The organism is Klebsiella sp. (genome assembly GCF_027492335.1).
In the GTDB taxonomy this organism is placed as follows: Bacteria; Pseudomonadota; Gammaproteobacteria; order Enterobacterales; family Enterobacteriaceae; genus Klebsiella; species Klebsiella huaxiensis.
This window is the reverse complement of record NZ_JAPUEW010000086.1, coordinates 17,769-39,341: the sequence shown is the minus strand read 5'-3', so window position 1 is coordinate 39,341 and position 21,573 is coordinate 17,769. Positions and strand designations below refer to the sequence as shown.

At 50.7% G+C, this 21,573-nt stretch carries 18 protein-coding genes; 6 read left to right on the top strand and 12 right to left on the bottom strand.

The window, feature by feature from the left end:
* A partial coding sequence (locus QVF11_RS24925) for an aspartate-alanine antiporter-like transporter (RefSeq protein WP_462661393.1) occupies positions 1-630 on the top strand: 630 nt, incomplete at its 5' end.
* Positions 631-786: 156 nt separating this feature from the next.
* Here the strand turns inward: QVF11_RS24925 and QVF11_RS24920 are convergent.
* On the bottom strand, positions 787-1,329 hold the full coding sequence (locus tag QVF11_RS24920) for a TetR/AcrR family transcriptional regulator (protein ID WP_112214688.1): 543 nt from the start codon (positions 1,327-1,329) through the stop codon (positions 787-789).
* Between the two features lie 181 nt (positions 1,330-1,510).
* Between QVF11_RS24920 and QVF11_RS24915 the strand changes: the two genes are divergently transcribed.
* Both QVF11_RS24915 and QVF11_RS24910 read left to right on the top strand, forming a co-directional pair.
* Positions 1,511-2,713, top strand: a complete 1,203-nt coding sequence (locus QVF11_RS24915; RefSeq protein ID WP_112214689.1) for an MFS transporter — start codon at positions 1,511-1,513, stop codon at positions 2,711-2,713.
* Entirely contained in the window at positions 2,713-3,525 is an 813-nt protein-coding gene (locus tag QVF11_RS24910) for a Cof-type HAD-IIB family hydrolase (RefSeq protein WP_287860098.1), read from the top strand. The genes QVF11_RS24915 and QVF11_RS24910 overlap by 1 nt, the downstream gene beginning before the upstream one ends.
* Before the next feature lie 47 nt (positions 3,526-3,572).
* Here the strand turns inward: QVF11_RS24910 and QVF11_RS24905 are convergent, their stop codons facing one another.
* On the bottom strand, positions 3,573-4,808 hold the full coding sequence (locus tag QVF11_RS24905; protein ID WP_142512437.1) for an MFS transporter: 1,236 nt from the start codon (positions 4,806-4,808) through the stop codon (positions 3,573-3,575).
* Between the two features lie 319 nt (positions 4,809-5,127).
* Between QVF11_RS24905 and ybjG the strand changes: the two genes are divergently transcribed.
* Positions 5,128-5,721, top strand: coding sequence for an undecaprenyl-diphosphate phosphatase (gene ybjG, locus QVF11_RS24900; protein WP_287860095.1), 594 nt, complete (start codon positions 5,128-5,130; stop codon positions 5,719-5,721).
* Positions 5,722-5,846: 125 nt separating this feature from the next.
* The gene (gene deoR / locus QVF11_RS24895; protein WP_110275304.1) at positions 5,847-6,605 is read left to right on the top strand and encodes a DNA-binding transcriptional repressor DeoR; all 759 of its coding nucleotides are present in this window, start codon (positions 5,847-5,849) and stop codon (positions 6,603-6,605) included.
* 28 nt (positions 6,606-6,633) lie between these two features.
* Here deoR and dacC read toward each other — a convergent pair whose 3' ends face one another.
* Positions 6,634-7,839 (bottom strand): serine-type D-Ala-D-Ala carboxypeptidase, encoded by a 1,206-nt coding sequence (gene dacC, locus QVF11_RS24890; RefSeq protein WP_110275306.1) that lies wholly within the window; start codon positions 7,837-7,839, stop codon positions 6,634-6,636.
* A 459-nt stretch (positions 7,840-8,298) separates the two neighbouring features.
* Positions 8,299-8,688, bottom strand: a complete 390-nt coding sequence (locus QVF11_RS28745) for a site-specific integrase (protein ID WP_038423246.1) — start codon at positions 8,686-8,688, stop codon at positions 8,299-8,301.
* Positions 8,689-9,407: 719 nt separating this feature from the next.
* Here QVF11_RS28745 and QVF11_RS24885 point away from each other — a divergent pair.
* Positions 9,408-10,445, top strand: a complete 1,038-nt coding sequence (locus QVF11_RS24885; protein ID WP_287860093.1) for an acyltransferase family protein — start codon at positions 9,408-9,410, stop codon at positions 10,443-10,445.
* 47 nt (positions 10,446-10,492) lie between these two features.
* On the opposite strand, the gene QVF11_RS24880 is transcribed toward QVF11_RS24885, so the two are convergent.
* The 8 genes from QVF11_RS24880 to QVF11_RS24845 all read right to left on the bottom strand — a co-directional run bounded on the left by QVF11_RS24880 (position 10,493) and on the right by QVF11_RS24845 (position 21,547).
* Positions 10,493-11,401 (bottom strand): alpha/beta hydrolase, encoded by a 909-nt coding sequence (locus QVF11_RS24880; protein ID WP_134897807.1) that lies wholly within the window; start codon positions 11,399-11,401, stop codon positions 10,493-10,495.
* 349 nt (positions 11,402-11,750) lie between these two features.
* Positions 11,751-14,075, bottom strand: a complete 2,325-nt coding sequence (locus tag QVF11_RS24875; RefSeq protein WP_287860086.1) for a hypothetical protein — start codon at positions 14,073-14,075, stop codon at positions 11,751-11,753.
* Between the two features lie 127 nt (positions 14,076-14,202).
* On the bottom strand, positions 14,203-17,262 hold the full coding sequence (locus QVF11_RS24870; RefSeq protein WP_287860083.1) for a host specificity factor TipJ family phage tail protein: 3,060 nt from the start codon (positions 17,260-17,262) through the stop codon (positions 14,203-14,205).
* Complete coding sequence (locus tag QVF11_RS24865; RefSeq protein ID WP_287637440.1) at positions 17,259-17,642, bottom strand: nitrite transporter; 384 nt, start codon at positions 17,640-17,642, stop codon at positions 17,259-17,261. Before QVF11_RS24865 ends, QVF11_RS24870 begins: the two co-directional genes overlap by 4 nt.
* 9 nt (positions 17,643-17,651) lie before the next feature.
* Complete coding sequence (locus QVF11_RS24860; RefSeq protein WP_287637442.1) at positions 17,652-18,134, bottom strand: DUF1833 family protein; 483 nt, start codon at positions 18,132-18,134, stop codon at positions 17,652-17,654.
* Positions 18,131-18,595, bottom strand: coding sequence for a hypothetical protein (locus QVF11_RS24855; protein ID WP_287637444.1), 465 nt, complete (start codon positions 18,593-18,595; stop codon positions 18,131-18,133). Before QVF11_RS24855 ends, QVF11_RS24860 begins: the two co-directional genes overlap by 4 nt.
* On the bottom strand, positions 18,595-21,291 hold the full coding sequence (locus tag QVF11_RS24850) for a phage tail length tape measure family protein (RefSeq protein ID WP_287860081.1): 2,697 nt from the start codon (positions 21,289-21,291) through the stop codon (positions 18,595-18,597). Before QVF11_RS24850 ends, QVF11_RS24855 begins: the two co-directional genes overlap by 1 nt.
* Complete coding sequence (locus QVF11_RS24845) at positions 21,272-21,547, bottom strand: phage tail assembly protein T (protein ID WP_287637447.1); 276 nt, start codon at positions 21,545-21,547, stop codon at positions 21,272-21,274. The genes QVF11_RS24850 and QVF11_RS24845 overlap by 20 nt, the downstream gene beginning before the upstream one ends.
* Between the last annotated feature and the right edge of the window lie 26 nt (positions 21,548-21,573).

The following is a 21,573-nucleotide window of genomic DNA, read 5'->3' as shown; positions in this document are numbered from 1 at the left end:
GATGTGTTACAGGTCAGCGGCGACGCGCGTCGCGTTAAAACTGTCGCAGACCGTATCGGCTTTATCTCTATTCACAGCCAGGTGACCGACCTGCTCGCCTTCTGCGCCTTCTTCATCGTCGGCCTGATGATCGGCATGATCACCTTCCAGTTCAGTTCGTTCAGCTTCGGCATCGGTAACGCCGCTGGTCTGTTGTTTGCCGGGATCATGCTCGGCTTTCTGCGAGCTAACCATCCGACGTTCGGCTATATCCCCCAGGGGGCGCTGAATATGGTGAAAGAGTTCGGATTGATGGTGTTTATGGCCGGTGTCGGCCTCAGCGCGGGCGCGGGGATTAATAACGGCCTGGGCGCCGTCGGTGGCCAGATGCTGGCAGCGGGTCTCATCGTCAGCTTGGTGCCGGTGGTTATCTGCTTCTTGTTCGGCGCGTACGTCCTGCGCATGAACCGCGCAATGCTATTCGGCGCGATGATGGGAGCCCGCACCTGTGCGCCTGCGATGGAAATTATCAGCGACACCGCGCGCAGCAACATCCCGGCGCTGGGATACGCCGGGACCTATGCTATCGCTAACGTATTGTTAACCCTGGCAGGTACGCTAATTGTCATCATCTGGCCAGGGCTACAGTAAATTTTTCAGAAAAAAACGCATATTCTCAGAACTTTTTTTACTGGCATCAGTCATAAGTAGTGCCACTGCTTTTCTTTGATGTCCCCATTTTGTGGAGCCCATCAACCCCGCCGCTTAGGTTCAAGGTTGATGGGTTTTTTGTTTTCTGCGCCCCGCTCACTCCCCTGCCAGCCTCCCCACCATTAGCCGAATCGCTTCTCTTGATAGCGGCGCTCTGTCGGTTACGAAATGTAGCGTCATACCCTCAATGAATGCATCCAGCCCGCGGGCTGTTGCCGGTTCAAACCACTGCTCGAGGGTTTGTTGGCTGCGTAACATCCAGTTCTGCATCACTGCTTTTAAATTCGGCTGGCTGCTGCAAAAGGCGTAAAGCTGGTACATCAGTTCCATATTGCGCGCGGTGGTAACCTGGGCGCTAAAAATCAGCTCAGCAATGGCGTCGCACGCCTCTTCACGGCTGCTTACGTTCGCGAAGAACTGCTGATACTGTACCGACATCTGGCCGGTAAATACGCTGAATGCCTCCTCGACCAGCGCCTCAATACCGCTGAAATAGTAAGTCAGCGAGCCCAGTGGAACACCGGCACAGCTGGCGATTTTGCGATGCGTGACCGCATGAATTCCATGTATAGCAATCGTGTCCAGCGTCGCCTGCAAAATGCGCTCCCGACGCTGTGGGTCGTTCGGTCGACGAGCCATAAGTTTCCCTCTTTTATTCAAATGGACGCATACTCTCACGGCACGCGCTTAAGATATCCCTCAGGCTGAATCAAGTCATTGAGGTCAATAAAAAAGCGGCCAGCAGCAAGCAACCTATATGTACAAATGTACACAACCTTGCTACTGTTGTCTCCATCTCTTCACTCACGGGCATTTACGGATGACAGCACAAACCTCCCGCAGAGCCCTCCAGCTACGGCTGTGGGCGCTCTTCATGTTCTTTTTTATTCCCGGATTACTCATGGCCTCATGGGCAACCCGCACGCCAGCGATACGCGATTTGCTGACGCTATCCACGGCGGAAATGGGGATTGTATTATTTGGACTATCGATAGGTTCAATGAGCGGAATTCTCTGCTCCGCGTGGCTGGTCAATCGTTTCGGCACCCGTAAAGTCATTCGCGCCACCATGTCCTGCGCGGTGGTAGGGATGCTGGTGCTCAGCGTCGCGCTGTGGTTTACATCAGCCGTTCTATTTGCTCTTGGGCTGGCCATCTTTGGTGCCAGCTTTGGCTCAGCCGAGGTGGCGATTAACGTTGAAGGCGCTGCCGTTGAACGTGAAATGAATAAAACCGTCCTGCCGATGATGCATGGCTTCTACAGCTTCGGCACGCTGATCGGTGCCGGGATTGGCATGGCGGTCACCGGTTTCGGCCTACCCGCCGCGCCGCATATTCTGCTGGCGGCGCTGGTGGCTATCCTCCCTATTGCCGTCGCCATTCGCGCCATCCCCGACGGTACCGGCAAGAATGCTGCGGAAGCCGCACGCCACGAAGGAAAAGGACTGCCGGTCTGGCGTGATACGCAACTGTTACTCATTGGGTTAATTGTGCTGGCAATGGCCTTTGCCGAAGGTTCCGCCAACGACTGGTTACCGCTGTTAATGGTGGATGGCCATGGCTTCAGCCCAACCTCCGGCTCTTTGATTTACGCAGGCTTCACGCTCGGAATGACCATCGGTCGCTTTACCGGCGGTTGGTTTATCGACCGCTACAGCCGGGTAACCGTCGTTCGCGCCAGCGCGGTGATGGGCGCGCTGGGCATTGCGCTGATTATTTTTGTCGATAGTCCGTGGGTCGCCGGCATTTCCGTGCTGTTATGGGGCCTCGGTGCTTCGCTAGGCTTCCCGCTGACTATTTCCGCCGCCAGCGATACCGGGCCCGATGCACCGAAGCGTGTAAGCATCGTGGCGATCACTGGCTACCTCGCCTTTCTCGTCGGCCCGCCGCTGCTGGGCTTCCTTGGCGAACATTTTGGCCTGCGCAGCGCGATGATGGTCGTGCTGGCGCTGGTCCTGGTAGCAGCACTGGTCGCTCGCGCGGTGGCGAAACCACAACCTGAACCTGTTTTGGAGAACAGTTAATGAGCATCAAATTGATTGCGGTAGACATGGATGGCACCTTCTTAAGCGATGCCAAGACCTATAACCGCCAGCGATTCCTTGCCCAATACCAGCGAATGCGTGAACAAGACATCCGCTTCGTCGTGGCCAGCGGCAACCAGTATTACCAGTTGATTTCGTTCTTCCCTGAGGTAGCCAATGAGATTGCTTTTGTCGCCGAAAACGGCGGTTGGGTGGTCAGCGCCGGGGACGACGTATTTAACTGCCAAATACCAAAAGCGCATTTCAATACCGTCATCGATCATCTGCAAACGCTGACTGATATTGAAATAATCGCCTGCGGTAAACGTAGCGCTTATACCCTCAATCAATATAACGATGAACTGAAGGCGATCGCAGCGAAGTATTATCATCGCCTTGAACTGGTCGAGGACTTTAATCAGATTGATGATGTGATTCTGAAATTCGGCCTCAACGTACCAGATCACCTGATCCCGCAGATGCAGCCGAAGCTGCACGCTGCACTGGGCGACATGGTGACCGCGGTTGCCACCGGTTACGGCAGCATTGACCTAATAATTCCCGGGGTCCATAAAGCCAACGGCCTGCGTATCCTGCAGGAACGCTGGGGCATTGAGAACCATGAAGTTGTGGCTTTTGGTGATAGCGGCAACGATATAGAGATGCTGCAACACGCCGGTTTCGGATTTGCTATGGCCAATGCTGCCGCCCCGGTGAAAGCCGTTGCTGGCTACGATGCGCCGCACAATAACGAAGAAGGCGTGCTGCATATTATTGATAAAGTACTAAATCGCGAAGCGCCGTTCGCCTGACGTCATCCCTGCTGCGGCGTCTGATTTCGCAGCAGGGCATTATAGAATTACTGCGGCTCGTGGGCATTACCCACGCTCTTATCCTTCAGGAAGTAGACCGTCATTGCCAGCCACAGCACCCCACTCAGCAAGTTTAACAAGCTGAAAATCCCGCTACCGCCAGATTCATAGGCATGCTTACTGACTTCAATACCAACGGTAAAGATCAGCATTTGCAGCATGCCCATCGCCGCCGACACCGTCCCCTTGCTCATCTCACTGGCAAACAGCGTCAGGCGCACCAGGCCAGCGTTCGCCAGACCAATGCCGAACGCATAAACGCTCAGCCCGGCGGTCATCCACAGATAGGCGTGCGTCGAGGCGACCGTTGCCACCGCAGAAATTAGCAGGCCAATCATAATCGGCCAGCCGCCGAGAATAATCAGCGAACGCACCGTTTTGCGTGAAGTCTGGCGCGCGAGCACCAGGTTACCGGCAATCAACGCGCCAAAAATGGGCACCTGCAGCAGTCCGTATTCGTAGCTGGTCGCCTTCTCGCCGCTGATAATTATCACCGGCGATTGAGCAATCCATGCCAGCAGCGGCAGGCTGACAAAACCGGTTGCCAGCGCTCCGGCGACAAAGCGCAGGTTTTTCAGCACCTCACGGTAATCGCGCCCCAGCTCTTTTACCGACAGTTTCTCGCCCATCCGAGTGGCGGTTTCCGGCATCGCCCGCTGTAGGCCAACGAAAGCGATAGCCGCCAACACGGCGAACAGGACAAACATCATTTCCCACGGCAGAACGTGAACCCAGGCAGCCCCCACCAGCGGCCCGAGAAGCGGCGCAATCAGCGCAACGTTAGCCATCAGGGCGGTAATCTTGATACAAACCGCCTCTTCAAAGGACTCCTGTATCGCCGCATAGCCGACCGCGCCAATAAAACAGAGGCTGATACCCTGCAAAAAGCGCAGCAGCGTAAACTGCTCAATTGTTTGCGCCAGCAGCGTCGCCAGACAGGTCACGATAAACCACACGACACCGGTCAGCATCACCGGACGACGGCCGATACGGTCAGACAGCGGCCCCAGCAGCCACTGTAAAAACATACCGCCAGCCAGATAAGCGGTCATCGAGGTCGGAACCCACTCATTGCCAACGCCGAACTCTTCCACCACCGAGAGCATTCCCGGTTGGATCATGTCGTTGCCGATATAAGTGGAAAATTCGTAGAGCACCAGGCACAGCGGAAACAGCAAGGCCTGACGTCCGAGGCGCTTGCCCGAAAGCGAATAATTCTGCATGAAATCTCTTATTTAAATAAAACCGCGCAAAGTTTAATGAAAGTCGAGCCGGTGAGACAGCGAATTGTGAGCGACAACGAAAAATAGCGCCACTCAGGTAACAACATCGCCATCAGCAAATGAAAAGCCAACTGTATATATTTCGTTTATGTTTCAATTAGATTACAGGCTATATACTCTCCATTGCGGTCTGTTAACGAAGGCACAAATACGTATAAATTCGTAACAAACTGATAATTAAGACAATACTACTTTACCTCATCGCCACCCTTTTTTAAGGTAGGCGGCTTATTGCTGACGGACTAAAGAGCCTGGATGTATGCTGGAAAATATCAACTACGCGCTGTTTGCATTGCTCAATGCAACTCCCGATTCCCCCTGGTGGGCGATTGAAATCGCGACGTTTATCGCCAAAGACCTGATTATTATTGTGCCATTACTCGTATTAGCCTTATGGCTATGGGGGCCCAATCAGCGCCAGTTGGTATTTAAGGTCATGATGGCGCTAGCTATTAGCCTCACGCTTTCATGGATATTTGGTGTTTTTTTTCCGCACGAACGTCCGTTTGCCGCCGGTGTTGGCTATAACTTCCTGCACCATTCGCCAAATAACTCCTTTCCGAGCAATCACGGTACTATCTGCTTTACCTTTGCGTTGGCCTTTATGTTCTGGCATCGACTGTGGTCTGGCGCATTGCTCCTCGGTATTGCCTGCGCAATCGCCTGGTCCCGGGTTTATCTCGGCGTCCACTGGCCAATGGACATGCTGGGTGGACTGCTGACCGCCATGAGCGCCTGCCTTAGCGCCCAGCTATTGTGGCATAGCGGAGGACATAGCCTTTACCTGCATCTACAGCGGCTGTACCGCCTGTTTTTTTCGTTGCCAATCCGCAAAGGCTGGGTGCGCGGATAATCTTATTCCTGAGAAACCCATCGCGTAGTCACGGCGCTATTCCACCGCGTGACTAACCCTCTTCCGGCAGGTAAAATTGCCGCTGACGCCCTGTCGATGCAGGGCGCTTTGAGCTTAGAGGGAATATGGAAACTCGTCGTGACGAACGCATCAGCCAGCTTATTCAGGCACTCAAGCGCAGTGATAAACTCCATCTAAAAGAAGCAGCAACCCTGCTTGGTGTGTCAGAAATGACCATTCGTCGCGATCTCAATGGTCATAATGGTCCGGTGGTGCTGCTCGGCGGTTACATTGTGCTGGAGCCGCGTAGCGCCACGCACTATCTGTTAAGCGACCAAAAAACGCGACTGGTCGATGAAAAGCGACGCGCCGCCCGCCACGCCGCCAAACTGTTAGAGCCTCATCAGATGGCCTTTTTCGACTGCGGAACGACCACGCCGTGGATCATCGACGCCATCGACAACGCCCTGCCCTTTACTGGCGTGTGCTATTCGCTCAATACTTTTCTTTCCCTTCAGGATAAGCCCCAGTGTCGGGCGATTTTATGCGGCGGCGAATTCCACGCCAGCAACGCGATTTTTAAACCTCTGAGCCTTCAGGATACGCTGAGCCATCTTTGCCCGGATATCGCGTTTTATTCAGCGGCCGGAATTGACTGCGAGCAGGGCGCAACCTGTTTTAATCTGGAAGAGCTACCGGTCAAACACTGGGCAATGAAAAGCGCTCGCTACCATGTGCTGGTGGTCGATCACAGTAAATTCGGTAAAGTTCGACCGGCGAGAATGGGCGATTTAGCGCAGTTTGATGTGATTGCCAGCGACGTTTGCCCGGATGACGACCTACAGGCGCTGGCGAAAGAAAAACAGATTTCACTACTCTACTAACCGCGCCCTGCAGGGCGCGGCCTGCATCTTAAGAGAACCAGCCGCCAAACCAGCCGTGCAGTTTCATCAGCACGAAATCAACCATCCGGCTAAAGAAACCACCTTCATTTACCGCTTCCATGACGATCAGCGGCCGCTGCTCAATGGTTTTATCATTGAGTTTAAAGTCGATAGTACCCACGACCTGGCCTTTGGTCAGCGGCGCGGTCAGCTGCGTTTCGTTCAGGGTGTAGCTGGCCTTCAGGTTTTTCAGCTGTCCTTTCGGCAGCGTAATGGAACCGGCCTCGCCCGCCCCTAACTTCGCTTCGCTGCTATCACCAAACCAGACGCGTTGGGTAATAAAGGTAGCATCCGGTTTAATCGGCGTTACGGTTTCATAAAAGCGGAAGCCCCAGGTCAGCAGTTTTTCTGACTCATTAAAACGGATGCGGTCAGTTTTGGTTCCAAGTACCACGGCAATCAGGCGCATATCATTGCCCTGCGTTGCGGAGGAAACCAGGTTATAACCTGCCCCTGCGGTGGTCCCTGTTTTCACGCCGTCGGCATTAAAGCTGGTGCTCCACAGCAGCCGGTTGCGGTTTGGCTGACGAATCTTGTTAAAAGTGAACTCTTTTTCTTTATGAATAGCGTACTCTTCCGGCACGTCATGGATCATCGCTTTAGTCAGCAGCGCCATATCACGGGCGGTACTGAACTGCCCCGGCGCATCCAGACCGTGCACGGTCATAAAGGTGGTATTAGTCAGGCCCATCTTCTGCGCATAACCGTTCATCAGGCTGACAAACGCATCCTGACTTCCCGCCACGTAGTCGGCAATCGCGATGCTGGCATCGTTGCCGGACTGAATGATGACGCCCTTATTAAGATCTTCTACCGATACCTGCATCCCCGGCTTGAGGAACATCACCGAAGAGCCGCGCAGCACCGGGTTACCGGTTGCCCATGCATCGCGCCCGATAGTCACCATGTCGGTAGACTTAATCTTGCCCGCCTTTAACGCCTGACCGACAACGTAGCTGGTCATGATCTTGGTCAGACTTGCCGGGTCGAGTTTCTCATCAGCATTGCCTTCGCTGAGCACTTTGCCGCTGGCATAGTCCATCAGGATCCAGGCTCGCGCATCAATCGACGGCGCATCGGGGAGTTGTTCTGCTGCCTGAACCGCAGGCGCAACGAGAAATAAAAGCGCGCAGCCTGCCGCGAGGCCGCGAAGGGAAAAAGCATCATGCGTCATAAGAGCCACCCAAGTATCCTTTCCAAACAAAAATATGCCGCCACACTCTTTCGGCGCCGCAGCAGCCGGTGAGTAAAGCGTACAAATGACCTTAAAGAAACAGCGAGTTGGTAAAGTTTTTAAAGTTTACGCAATATCCTCACGCCCTGCCGCAAACAGAGCAATTTTTTTGATCGCGGTTGCCTAAATATTAACTTTATTATGGCATGCAAAAAAATAGTTTAGCAAATTCAACGTTCTGCATTTTTTTCAACAACTTAACTTTATTGACTTCTGGTCAAATGTGGACAAATGCGGACATTTGATTGCCCCAAATCGTGCCCCAAACGTTATTCTGCCCCAAAATTTGCCCCAATTTTACCCCCTAAGGGTCTGAGGCAATAACCATTCTCATAGCTTACAAATAACCCACTAAGGGGTTGCAAGTTGACTACTTTGCCAGCAGGTGCTTATGGGCGATTAATGAGATACGTTTCTTGCGCTACTACTGCTCACGGTGACTCCCGGTAAGGATTTTGCAGCCCGGCCTAAGGCAGTGTTGAAAGCAATTAAAGTGACTGGCCGACATTCATACTTTACCCGGTTCGAATGACTCTGAAACACAAAAACATCCTCTGGATACCTTTCCCGTCGCCGAGTTATCATCGCCATCGCCCTAGGTGGAATTTCAACGCGCAGCGCTTTCAGTCTCCCACGCTCTCGTATCAGTATTGAATCATTATCTATGTCATCGTACCGAAGCGCCAACAGCCTACCCGCACTAAGGCTCGTATGGAAAATCAATACCCACAAATCAGCCCAAGTATCTGAGATGCCGGCGAGTTGACTATTTATTATCAAAAATTGCATGAACGTTAACGTTTTCTTACTGCTCACATTTAAACGCGCTTTGCTCTATTATTCGTGAGGTTATTATCTCAGATGTTAATTTCAGGAAACAGTAGTTAACGTGCGGTTAATCACACTCCCCTTCAAACAGGGGTAGTATCCAGCCTCAAGCTGTTGATCGTGTGCATAGCAACTCCGAGCACTTCAACATCTCCAGGCCCCCTTAAGTAAAAACATACCCATGCAACCGGAACTTTAACTTAACTGTTCAGATCAAAAATATCTGGAAATACCAGGAGTTTTCTCAGAAGATATACTCCGCGCAAAGACGCACACAGCAATGATGTTATGAAGTTTTTTCCCCTGAGTGTGCCTGCTCCGGGGATTTTTTTTGAACATGCAGGACTATCGCCCTACCTCATCGTTGTAAGATGTGCGGCCACAGGAAGGCATTTATAAATCGTCTTTACCTTGCCCCAGACCGTGTCGACCAGCTACCACCTGAATGGGCACACAAGCCTTGCAGCTCTCAATGAGAGTCAACTTCAACTGGTGATAGATACCCTTTCTGAGAGATTTCTTTACCACTTTTTTTCACCAATCGCTGCAAAATCATCTGCTTTCCGCCCATCCACTACCAAACATGATAGTTTGTGTGGAAATCAATATAAATATGTATCTATTGTGTGGTAATGTAAAATTTTGTAATCACAACATAAGATTATTCCTAAGGCAACCACATGAACAGAGACTTGAGCATTGATTCCCTAAGGGGTTTGGCCTGTTTGCTCGTAGTTTTTATACACTGTTTATCAACCCTATATCAGAATGGTATTCTGAGTAACGACTTTTGGCTGGTTAAAATATCTGCCTTCCTTTCATATTTAAGAATGCCATTATTTACATTCCTGTCTGGCTTTGTTTATTCTATGAGGCCAGCGAAAAAAGAAAACCTTCCTCAATTTGTGAAGGGTAAAATCAGAAGGATATTGATCCCTCTCGTTTTTCTTGGTACTTCTGTATCTGCTCTAATTTTTCTGTTTGGCTCTAAAGGACAGATGAGCATCAACGATATAATTCTTTCACCCTTGTACCCTGTGGGGGTTTACTGGTTCCTTGATGCTGTTTTTGTTATTTTTATACTAGCAGCACTTCTTGAAATCGCTGGCGCCTTTAAAACGACAAAAGGAATGATTATAGTATTGGCAATAGGTGTAATCATTTCTGAAACACCGATTAGAAACATCCAATTTTTCGCAATCGGCCGAGCGGCTTATTTGTTCCCATTCTTTATTCTCGGGATAATAATGCATAGATGCGACAAACTCGCATCTTATAAAAATCCTAAAAGGAAAGCCCCTCTTTCATTTATATTTTCATTATTGGTTGGGTGGGGTTTATTTCATACATTGAACAACTCAATCTCTCCTGATGACATTAAAAATGAACACTGGACAAGTTGTGCGGTATCAATTGCATTTTGTTATTTAATTTATAACCTGAGAATTAAATCAAGAGTGTTATCAGTTATTGGTGGGTACTCCTATTCAATTTACCTACTACACATAATATTTGTTACATCGCCGCGGATTATACTATCTAAAATTGCGCCGCAATTAAAGTATGACTACCCCGTCTTTAAGGTTCTTTTAATATCTATATTTCTTGGTATAGCAATGCCGATCTTTATAGACAAGGTACTTTCCAAGTATAAATTATTCTCCGCAATGTTTTTAGGCAAGAAAAACAAATCCGCATCAAAGGTATCCATAGCATAACTTGGTATAATTAATGAGGGTGTTTATGGGAACACCCTTGATTACATTCAAGAATATTTACTCACCCACTCTTTATGCTTTTCGATCCAGGTATCTGTCCCATCCTTTTTACGCCCTATACCAAATCCATGTCCGCCTTTCTGAAGTAGCATTAACTCTGATTCTATATCGCGCTCTTTACATGAGTCATACAATAAAACAGAGTTTTCATAACTCACCACCTTGTCGTTTTTGGCGTGAACAATAAGACTTGGAGGCGTTTTTTCGTTTATATTCTCATGCAATGACCATTTTTTTTCATCTACTGGACTTGCAGCATCGCCAACAATGTTATGATGCGTTAGTGTTTTATTGTAAGGCTTTTCAAGTGACACCACAGGATATAAAAATGTTACATTCCTGACTCTTCCAATATTGTCATGAGATACCAAACCTTCCTCATAAGCAATTTCTTTATTAAGAGCCATACCAAGAAGATGAGCCCCTGCCGAAAAACCAATTGCACTAATATTTTTTTCTCTTGACTTAACAATACTCAAACCTCTTTGGGCATCCTGTAAAGATGCCACACCCCCCAAAGCCCACCCTTCAACCGGCAGTCTATACAGGAGTACATAACACATATACCCCTGAGATAGAAATAAATTAACAACTGGGATCACTTCATTACCAACTTGAATGTTTGAATATCCGCCACCAGCAGATATAAATACTGCTTTCCCATTATATGTCACTGGTTTAAAAACCTCTAAACTAGGAGTCTTTATTCCTGTAAGAACCCCTCTTTTAGAAATGTGAATACTTTTGGACGGTCCATCCCTCCCCAACCACCCTTCTGGCCATAACTTTATAGATTCATGGCTAAAAAAGTTGTCTGGGGATACCAGCCCCTTGCTTACAGAGGATGTTGTAAACAAAGATAATGTGCAGAGTAGGAAGCAGCGCCTAGATAACATCTATTGTCCCTGTAAAAAATCACGAAAAACTTATGTTACCACATGTTAACAGGAAATTGCGACGTTATACTCTTAGACGCCTCTTCGAAACCTAGCTTGCATCGCAATGCTTGGTGCTTTCAATACTAAATAATTCTTCTGATTAATCAACTTCCTCAAAACTCAGATTATAAGTCTTCCCCTGCTCGAATGCTGAGTATTCAGCAGGATTTGTCAGGGTTAATGACACGTTTCCCGTTGGATTCCCGTCCTCAAGAACGGGATCGAGATACACATCAAGCCGCGAATTATCAGAAGCCTGGTACAGGTACGAACACATAAATTTTGCAGTAACCATCATTTACCTCATTTAGCTGAAAGCAAAGGCGGCGCCTCTGCCTTTGGTTGTCCAGATTGCCGGGAGCTTGATACGCGCCTGACCTTTCGCACCCCGCAGGACAATTGCTGCCTGAACGTATTCCGCCTGCGTCGGGTGGGCGCTGTCCTGACGGACATATGACATGGCGGATTGCTCACCAACATATTTTGATGTCGTCAGGGGGGTGTTAATGCCGTTATACGTTGCCGACAGCAGTGCAGTCAGGCTTTTAGTTCTTCCGTCTTCATAACCGTCATAGGCTTTTGCAGCGCCGTAGTAATAATGGAACCGCGTATTCAACGTCAGGTCTCCCTCAGTGATATTTTCCATCATGACGGAAATCGCCGTATTAATTTCAGCTTCTCGCTCAAGTGCGTAGTAAAGACCTTTATTCCGCAATTCAACCCATGTTGTTGTTGCATCGAAATTAATGATGATATGTCGCAGACCGTCCGCGTCTTCACCGCCATATACAATTGACGGGTTGCCATTGGTTGAGAAGGTGAATCCGGTTAACGGGTCTGTCAGGTCCTTAACGGAAATACCCTCTGTGCCGCCGAACCGGTAAAGCCCCTTGTTCATGGACTGGCGGTAGTTCACCAGACAATCCGGGTAAGGTGAGTTCGGACAGTGGTAAATCGCCTTCATATTCTCTACTGTGGGGTCGGTATACCCCATCAGAGCAACATGCGGCTCAGAAGCTGGGGCGGGCCAGTATACCGGGCTGTTATCGAACGTGACCAGAGTTCCAAGGCCGGGAAGTACCTGACCAGAATGCAGGATTTTGCGGCGTGGTGCCCAGACGCCCGGTGAGGTACCGGCGGCTTTAATCGGGGTGTTGCTGAAGGTGATGGCGTTAGCCTGATTGTACCAGGCAACCAGCTGGGCCACCTGAAAGACCAGCATGCCGTCCCAGCCCTCGATATGGCCAGCGTGCGTATGAAAGTCGCACCCGCGCGCTCCGTTATCAAAATAGAAGGCGCTCCCGCCAGCGTAATCAATACTGACTTTATCAAAAGTGACGTTAATACCCGGGGAGTTCCAGTAAACCTGATGAGAAACAGAATCCGCCAGAAGAGTGTTTTCCACGCGGATGTTTTCCCCCGCATTCTGCTTTGCCGCCAGCAGGGATGACAGGTTGAAATAGTTTCCGGTTAACTTCAGGTTCCGGTAGGTCAGGATATAGGTGTCATTCCACACGCAATCCAGACCGTAACGGAAAGCCCGAATCTGAACATCTTCAAGGCATAAATCCCTCAGGTCGAGCACATCATCCCCGGCCCGGTCATTACCGACCCGAATACCGGCCGACTGGCTGACCGTAGCGCCCGGACCGACTAATTGAAATTGCCCCGATTTATTGGCGAACATTTTCACGCCTTGCATGTTTCGCCATACGGTCTGGGACGGCTTCACCCCTTCGATGGTGTTCGTAATGCGAATGGCGACATCGTTAATCGGGTTAAATTTGCAGAAATAATTCCCGTCACACTCAACGGGCGTATATGACGGCATCACGATGGAGGCATTCAGAATAGCGTTATATGTTGAAACGTTGGGGTCATCAAACGAGGTCAGCGCCGGGAGTTTAATTGTCGCCATCTTCATTGCGGAATCGGCGGCAAATACACGTGCCAGTTCCGCATTCAGAGCGCGATTAAAGGCAGTGCCCAGGTTATCGCCGTACGAACGCAACCCTACGATACGTAAATCAAGGGTATCGTTGAGCAATGCTTTAAAGCGCTGGCCCGCTGCATTGACAATTGTCCTGTAACCATCATCGACAGAGATATGGTCATTGGCATCGTAAACATAAAATACGTTAACAAGCGCCGTGCCCAGCTCTATGTCCCAGAATTTTACTTTTACTTTCTGCCCGTGATGGTCCAGCGTGCTCGCTCTCAGCTCACTGATGCTGGAGTATTCTCCTATCAGTTTTTGGCCGTCGCCTGAACCCAGGTTTGAGCGAAGAGCTGCATCTCCAATGTTCGACCATTTTCCCGTCGGGTTTTCCACCGACCACACGCCGCCATCATTTTCCGGAGAATCCCCCGCGATGACATGTTCCAGCTCTCCAAGATATTTGTACCAGGAGCCATTGTAGTAAACAATTTGCTGGCGATTATCGACTGTGAGGCCGGTTGCCCAGTTTCCCAGTTCCTGCCAGCCAATAGACGCAACCGCCTGCTCGCCGCGACCAGTGATGTAGTCGATAAACCGGCTGAAGATCATCTCCATGCCGTACCAGGTTTTGCGGAACACTCCTAACCGGTCATCGAGCTCTTCTTTTGTCCTGTCATTAACGAATCTATCCACGTTTTCGGCGTTATCGTACAGGTCCTTTACGGCAGCGGACCCTAAAGGATGTTTCGTTTTGTATGTGCTCATAGTCGCCCTATAACAAAAAACCCGCCGAAGCGGGTTGTTGAGAGTTATTTATGCTTTATGCAACGTCGCCGGGGTAGCTGGCGTTGTCGTAGTCGTAGAATGACGCGCGGTACTCTCTTGCGGTGACCTGGCACGTCCCGTCAGATTGCGGGGCAATTTCTGAAACAATCGCGTCATAGCCCGTACGCGATGAATCACAGAAAATCAGCCTCACTGGCTCAATGGACGGTGTGGTGAAATCAATGTCGTCGAACTCGCTGAGCCAGGGAACTGACAACTGATAATCCCCGACCTTTGTTACCACCATCAGCGCCGACGCCGACCCATCCTGATAACGGATCAGCGCACGGGGATTCGGATAGGTCCAGTCGAGTGGCTCAGTTACCGTCAATGTAGAGATACCATCCACAGTCGACATAGATTCCACCAGGCAGCTGATTGTCGTCGCTGAATCCGGTATGTCGTCCGTCAGAACAATACGATCGCCGACGTTGTAACACAGCGCATCCAGCTCCGTTGTGGTCTGGAACGTCAACCGCTGATGCAGATACTTCATCAGGCGTCTCATACCAATCTGCCAAGCGTGGTCCCGGTTCAGAACACCATCGAGTTTATAGTCCTCGATTTTTACCGGTGTGGGATTGTCAGTCGTGCGGCACTGGACTGTTTCCTCCGCCCAGGTAGTGCCGTTGATGTAGGTAACGTCAACACCGTCATAATCGTCACCTGACGGTGCTGAAAACCCGGCTTGCAGCTCTTCCGTCATCTCATGCGGCGTGATAATGCCTGTCCAGGGCTTAACCCCTTCACGTCCGACCGTCGCCAGCCCGTCGCTGAGCAGGAAATAGGATTTCCCGGCATTCGCAATTTTCTGCAGCATTTCCAGGGCGGAGATACTGTCTCCGGTAGCAAAATCGAAATACTCGTTGCCGGGCGTCCAGTACATCGACTCCAGCTCGCTGATGGTCTCTGTGTCCATCTGAAGGCCCAGAGAGTTCCCTACGTGCAGCAGAGCAGCGGAAATCGTCCGTGGTGTACCTGAGTCATAAACGCGTGTGGCGACGACGTTCACCCTGCGATCGGACTGTGCCGCCAGTTTCCCGCCTGTCTCGACCGTCACACCCAGCAGAGAGACGCCAGCATAGGAAGTAGGACGCGTCAGAAGCCGCCCCCTGAGCGCCTGCCAGTACATGTTGTCGCGGGCATTGTTGCTGCCCTGCTCGTTCCGGCGACGACAACGAACCTCAACCAGACCAGGTGAGTCCATAACAATGCGCTCAGTGAATCCAAGCCCGTTAACGTTTTTCAGCGCATATTCACCTGTTTTGCTGATCCATCCGGCACCAGAACCATAAACCCGGTACTGAATTTCCCACTCAACATGGCGTATTCGTTTTTTCCCTTTACTGTCAAAGCCACAGATACCACTGGGGAAAGAAAAATTGACCTCAAAAATATCAACAGTTTCGTTATCCGGGCTTGCCAGAAATGGTCCCATCCAGGTATCGCTGTCATTCAATCCGGTGGCTTCGTAGTCGATCATTGTCCGGGCGATGAAGCCGGGCCATGACGCATCAATCGCCCCGTCAACCATGCGACCTACCGTCGCCGTGGTCCCGTCAGTCGAAATGATCTGGTACTCATTGCCACGGTGAGACAGCGAAAGTCGTTGCGTGCCTTCCGGCATACCTGAGAATGCAGTTCCTGTGGCGCTGTTATAGGCCAGGGTCACGTTTGCTGTTATGGCCGCACTGCCGCCTGTTGATGCCGTGCCGGTAGAGTAAGCCGGGGTATCGCCGAAAACAGACGACGGAAGCGAAGACGAGGTAATTGATCCACCGGCGAACGGGCTGGACTCCTCAGTGATCAGCACTGTACCGCCATTGTCCTGCGCGACCAGTCCCGAACCGGTCAGCCCCTCCGAGATAGCGGCCAGCAGGCCGGACATGTTCACATAATCTGCAACCAGCGAGACGGTATAGGTTGTTCCGTGCCAGGTGAACGTAAAGGTTGTACTGCCCAGAGAGAAATCGTAAGTCGTCGGCGCAGCGCTGGCCTGGATTTTAGCCGCGCTGCCACCCTCACCAGGCACGGCATCCTGTCCCGGCGTATATGCTGCAATGACGAGATCGTAATCAACACTGTTAAAGCTCAGCGTCACCGGCATTCCAGCCACCGGAGCGATTTCAGTCAGTAGTTTGCTGGCAAAAACACTGTAACCAGAAGAGGTGGAAATCAGAAAATTGGTAGGCGCTTTAATCTCCACAATCGTGCCTTCCACCCAGCTGTCAGGAAGCGCATTATCGTCCTCATCTTCATCATCGTCGTCATCCGTATCAAGCCCGGTAAACGTTACGGTTGCGCCGGATACAGTCATGCTGTCCGCGATAATGTCGTCTGAGTCCGGTGATGTCTGCGCCATATCGAGGCCAGTACCTGAAGACGTTCCGCCCACCTCCGTGGAATTAAACCAGTTCTCGCTACGTTCATCGCCGGATACATCAGTGCCTGGTGGGTAGTGGGTGTGGCTGAATCCATCAAGGGTCGATGCTGGCGTATCCCCCACACGCAGATCACCATTAGAGAATGAGAAGTTACCCGTTCCCAGACAAACCAGCATATGAACCCGCATGATCGTCGGATCGGCAGCGTCGAACCGCGTAACCGGCTGGACCACATAATCCGGGTAAATACGGCGGCGGCCAAAAACCTCACGAATGGGGTCGCCCAGCTTGGCTGTGTTCGCTTTTGCCGGATTGAGATCGAGACTTCTTCCTGTCGAAGAGGAATATCCGCCGGAGTCCAGTCCCGACATCATGAAAAGCGTGTAAGCCGCAGAGGCTACGGCGACGGCTACCGCTGCCCACGCGGCTATCTCAAGCCCCGTCCCGTAGGGTACGGGATAGATACGCACATCGCTTTCAGGCCTGATAAAACATAACGGCCACTGCTCGGGCGGAATGTTTACGCCACCCAGCTCAACCGATACAGGATGTCTCTCACGCTCGCTGTAGCTTTCAACATTTTCAACCATCCACGCATGCAGCGTCATCGCCCTGTGTTCATGCGTTTCAAGCGGCTCACCAGGTAGCCGGGAGGGGTAGATTCTAATCACCGCCAGAACTCCACTTTGACAAAGCGCCGCTTAAATCGCGGCAACGGCAGAAACGTGACATTCGTTCCCGGGTTGCATTCGGCTACATGTAACTGGCCGCCAATACTGACGACGATCCCCACATGCGTTACCGATGAGCCGGAGTAACAGGCCACACCAGCCCCCTCACAGGGCTCACTGCGTTGCAGGGAAAGCATCAGTTTTCTGGCCTCCCGATCGAGTCCGCCACCGTCTTTGGTCACACCGGCAAAATCAGGCCATTCCGGCATCGCCAAATCGCGTCGTATCTCGTTCACAATGCCAAAGCAGTCGAGTTGCGGGTACACCCTGCCGCCCTTCAGCCAGGTGACTGAACGGTATTTTTCGGGATTGAAGGACATAGATTTTCCTTAGTTGGCGTAACGCAGGCCGGGGAAGTAATTCAGGGTGTAACGATTACGGGGCCACGCAGTATCCAGAACGTTCATGTAACCCGCGGTGATCTGCGCTTCTGTCGCAGTCCAGTAACCAGACTTAATCGCCAGGGTGTAAGGGACGGCAGCTGGCGCGGCTAAATCCGTGGAGATGAAACTACGATATGTCAGAGATGCCGAGTTGAGATTGTTAATGGCGTTTCGAATGGCCGTTGAAACCTTGCCATCAATATTGCAGAGCGCAAATTTTAAATCCTGAGTACCATCATCATTACGGGCTGGTAACGCGACATCCATCGCGCAGGCTTTAAACTCAACGGTGTCCCCGTTCTCTGTTGTCGCTGTGATATCGTCGTACCCGTTGCACAGGTAATGGACCTCATCCACGATGTTGATCTGCAGCGTTTCAATAATGACCTCGGGCCCGCTGCTGGCATAGAGACGGTTGAGAATTGTCATGCTTCAGGCCACTCCCTGTTAACTGCCAGATCGAGAATGTCGCTGTTGATAATGAAATCAGGGAAATCGACCCACCCAGGAGGTAATACGGGTCTTTCCCATAATTCCAAAGTGGCAGTAAACATCCACTTGCCTGGTTTTACCGGGGTCGGACCTTCATAAATATCGACGAAACGACACTTATAAGGCTCAATACCCATTGGGGTTTTGAGCACCATATAAAACCAGGAAGTACCATCGGTGATAGTTTCGCGAAACCAGGCTTCAAATAGCTGAGCCTGTCCATCGCTTTTAAATAACCACTTAACGCTGCTTTGGGTTGGCGTTGACAAATACCTACGTCGCTGCCGTGCTCTCCCCGTTGTCATTTCAGTTCTTAATAACGGTGATATAGGTTTAAACCCATAGCCATCATAAAGTGGAACAGGAAGGTAATCATGTGGGTAATAAATATCTGCCATTATCTCATTCTCCGCCCCGGATATACTGACCTTATCGCGCGCCCATATTCTTCCGTCGGCTCCATTACCTGAGATGTTAGATACTTCACAAGACGCTTTTCCGACTCCCTCTGCCGCTTATCGAATAAGGCAAGCATTGCATCATCTGGCTTACCAGAAAAAGTATTATTAAACTCAGCAACAATTGGACGACCACCAGTGGTCCTTTGCTGCCGTACCTGGTCTAACGTTGCGTCCAGTTTTGCAGATGTACCAGCAGTGGTTACCCGCTCCCCTTTTTTTAACAACCAGGTGCCCGTTTCAGGAATTTTATCGATACCATCATGCGCCATGCCAGCAAGTGCGGAAGCTGAGATAGCCGCAACGAGTGGAGCTGTAACCCCAGCAGCGGCAGCCAGAGCTGCAGGAGCCAGCCCCGGACCGACAATTGGGATAGCAGCTGTTGAAGCATAAGCAGCAAGTTGAGCCTGAAGCGCAGTCGCTTGAGCATTGGCTATCATCGGAGCGATAGCAGTTGCCTGCGTGGTTTTACCTACCAGGAGTTGAACTCCCTGATAAACCAGCCACTGTGCAGCCAGTTGGGTCAGCGTCTGAACAACTGTCTTACCAAACCCTTCAACCATGTTACTCAGGGCATCACCTGCATCTTCAGACTGAGTGGCAAGGTCATATAACCCCTGCTGGAGATTGCTTGTTACTCCTCCGAGCGCAGTATTGGTCGTATCCGCAGCAATCTGGTTATAGTTGGCGGCCATGTCAGCATAGTTTTCCCATGACGACTGAACGCCGGCCAACCAGTTATTACGCATTTCATCTTGTGCAGCGTAATAGCCCTCAAGAGCAGAAAGCTCTCTCTGATACCCTTCGTCTTCCAGGCTTCCGCCCTGATTTTTCCATCCCTGCCTTAATTGAGCTCTCTCGTTATTACGCTGCGCATCCCTGTCGCTTAATCCAACGCTATCCGTCAGTGCGGCTGTCTTTTCCTGCATCTGGGTAACATATTTTAACGAGTTATCCTGAAGCTTGTTCAGCCGTTCCTGGGCGACAATCTGATCCCCCAGCTTCGCATTAACCTCAGCCTGCGCCAGAACCTTATCCTTGCTGGCGAGTAAAGATTGTTCATCTTTGCTCAGCGCGCGTGTTTTCGATGCCTCTTCGATAACCGAGAATTTTGACTGTAAAGACCACAAACTTTTACGTTGCTGACTGATGGTATCGTTAAGCCCTGTATGCTGTTGCAGCAGCTTTAACTGGGTCATCAACTGCAGGGTTTCGGCATCAGTCTGATCAGAAGAGCGGTCACCAGCAGAAACTTTAACGCCTTTTGGTTTCGGCGTTTTTTTTACTGAAGCCTCATATTCCTTTTTTGCTGCCGCCATATTAATGGCGTAATCAGCCTGAAGAATATGTCCTTCCTTCAGTGCCTTATTTAATTCATTCTGCCTGGCGGTATATTTTTCAAGCGCAGTCTGCGATTTTGCATAATTGGCCTGAGCCTGAGCTGCATATTTTTGCTTATCAGATTCTGCCTCTGCTTCTTTTTCCGCTGCTGTTACGCTGGCTTTGGCAATACCTGCCTGCTGCTGCGCCATATCGAGAGCCAGGCGAGCTGATTCTCGGTCATTCCAGAAGCGAGCCCTGGCCTCATCGTTTACATAACGGTCATTTTTCCTGAGATTCCATATTTCATCAGCCTGTTTAAAAGCTGATTGCGCCTTGCTTACCATCTCCCCTGCAGTATCTGGCCGCCCCAAATCCAAAGCAGCGTCCCACATGGATTTAAACGCGCGTTTCAACGAATCAGCAGAGCGCTCAATCGTCCCCATGTTATCGATCAGGCTCTGAGTCTGGGTGTTAAATCCCTTCGTCGCCGCATCATTAGCCGCCTGAAGTGCAGCAGCTTCATCTCCTGAACGTTGTAACTGAGCAACGTAATCAATCTGCTCGGCTGTCACGTTATGAAACTGTTGCGCCATCGCAATCAGGCCGGACGTCGGGTCATTGGTCAATTTCCCGAAAGCTTCCGCAACCTTTTCAACGGGGATACCAGATGCCGTAGAAAATTTTGCAACTGACTGGCTTAGTTCATCAAAACGCGCACCCGCCCCCACGCCAGCATTAATAAGCGCTGTTAGCGAATCACTGGTTTGATCAAAGGTAAGCCCTGCTTGCTGTCCCGATTTTGCGAGCACCAGCATTCTGTCGGTAGTCAGGCCGGCCGTGTTGCCTGATAGCGTCAGCGTCTTATTAAAATCGGAAAGGGTTGACGATCCCTGATAGAAGATATACCCAACTCCGGCACCCGCGGCAGTCAAAGCTGCAACACCAACGGCCAACGGACTTACAGCACCAAGTAATCCTCGAAATGTTGGTATCAGGCCACCAAATGAGTCTTTAACCTGGCCGCCTTGCTGGAGCAAAATTAGCCACGGGCTCTGCCCACCAGCTAACTGAGTTGCGACATCAGTAAGCTGCGCAGGCAACATGCGCATTGCATTATTGTATTGGCCGATTGAAATACCGGCACGTTTTGCAGCACGCTCCTGCCGCGTAAAAGCTGCGGTGACCTGGGCTGTACTGTCGTTCGCGGCCCTACCTAACCCGCTCAACTGCTTATTAAGATGAGCAACTTCCTCATCAAATTTTGCGCTATCGCCGTCAATTTTAACGACCAGATCACCCACTGGCTGGGACATAGCGAGTTCCTCCAGGAATGCTTTCAGCTATAGACATAAGTTGTTCATCGGAAAGTTCATCGCTCTCTGTCCTGCCTGTTGCAAGCAAACTAAAATCCAGGGCAGAAATTCCGTGTTTATCCGGATCGGTAAAAAGGCTGACGGCGAGGTAACTTAGGTTTGAGAAATGTGAATCAAGTAGGTCATCGCTAAAGCAACGATCCTGGTAATACTCAATCCATTCGAACCATTCTGAGGAGGACATTTCTGAAAGCATTGCGCGCCAGTCTGGCCGTCCAAACT

Bases quoted from the DNA above. Each gene is read 5' to 3' on its own strand.
- QVF11_RS24920 (WP_112214688.1), bottom strand. From the start codon at position 1,329: ATGGCTCGTCGACCGAACGACCCACAGCGTCGGGAGCGCATTTTGCAG.
- QVF11_RS24915 (WP_112214689.1), top strand. From the start codon at position 1,511: ATGACAGCACAAACCTCCCGCAGAGCCCTCCAGCTACGGCTGTGGGCG.
- QVF11_RS24910 (WP_287860098.1), top strand. From the start codon at position 2,713: ATGAGCATCAAATTGATTGCGGTAGACATGGATGGCACCTTCTTAAGC.
- QVF11_RS24905 (WP_142512437.1), bottom strand. From the start codon at position 4,808: ATGCAGAATTATTCGCTTTCGGGCAAGCGCCTCGGACGTCAGGCCTTG.
- ybjG (WP_287860095.1), top strand. From the start codon at position 5,128: ATGCTGGAAAATATCAACTACGCGCTGTTTGCATTGCTCAATGCAACT.
- deoR (WP_110275304.1), top strand. From the start codon at position 5,847: ATGGAAACTCGTCGTGACGAACGCATCAGCCAGCTTATTCAGGCACTC.
- dacC (WP_110275306.1), bottom strand. From the start codon at position 7,839: ATGACGCATGATGCTTTTTCCCTTCGCGGCCTCGCGGCAGGCTGCGCG.
- QVF11_RS28745 (WP_038423246.1), bottom strand. From the start codon at position 8,688: ATGCAATTTTTGATAATAAATAGTCAACTCGCCGGCATCTCAGATACT.
- QVF11_RS24885 (WP_287860093.1), top strand. From the start codon at position 9,408: ATGAACAGAGACTTGAGCATTGATTCCCTAAGGGGTTTGGCCTGTTTG.
- QVF11_RS24880 (WP_134897807.1), bottom strand. From the start codon at position 11,401: ATGTTATCTAGGCGCTGCTTCCTACTCTGCACATTATCTTTGTTTACA.
- QVF11_RS24865 (WP_287637440.1), bottom strand. From the start codon at position 17,642: ATGTCCTTCAATCCCGAAAAATACCGTTCAGTCACCTGGCTGAAGGGC.
- QVF11_RS24860 (WP_287637442.1), bottom strand. From the start codon at position 18,134: ATGACAATTCTCAACCGTCTCTATGCCAGCAGCGGGCCCGAGGTCATT.
- QVF11_RS24855 (WP_287637444.1), bottom strand. From the start codon at position 18,595: ATGGCAGATATTTATTACCCACATGATTACCTTCCTGTTCCACTTTAT.
- QVF11_RS24850 (WP_287860081.1), bottom strand. From the start codon at position 21,291: ATGTCCCAGCCAGTGGGTGATCTGGTCGTTAAAATTGACGGCGATAGC.
- QVF11_RS24845 (WP_287637447.1), bottom strand. From the start codon at position 21,547: ATGCTTTCAGAAATGTCCTCCTCAGAATGGTTCGAATGGATTGAGTAT.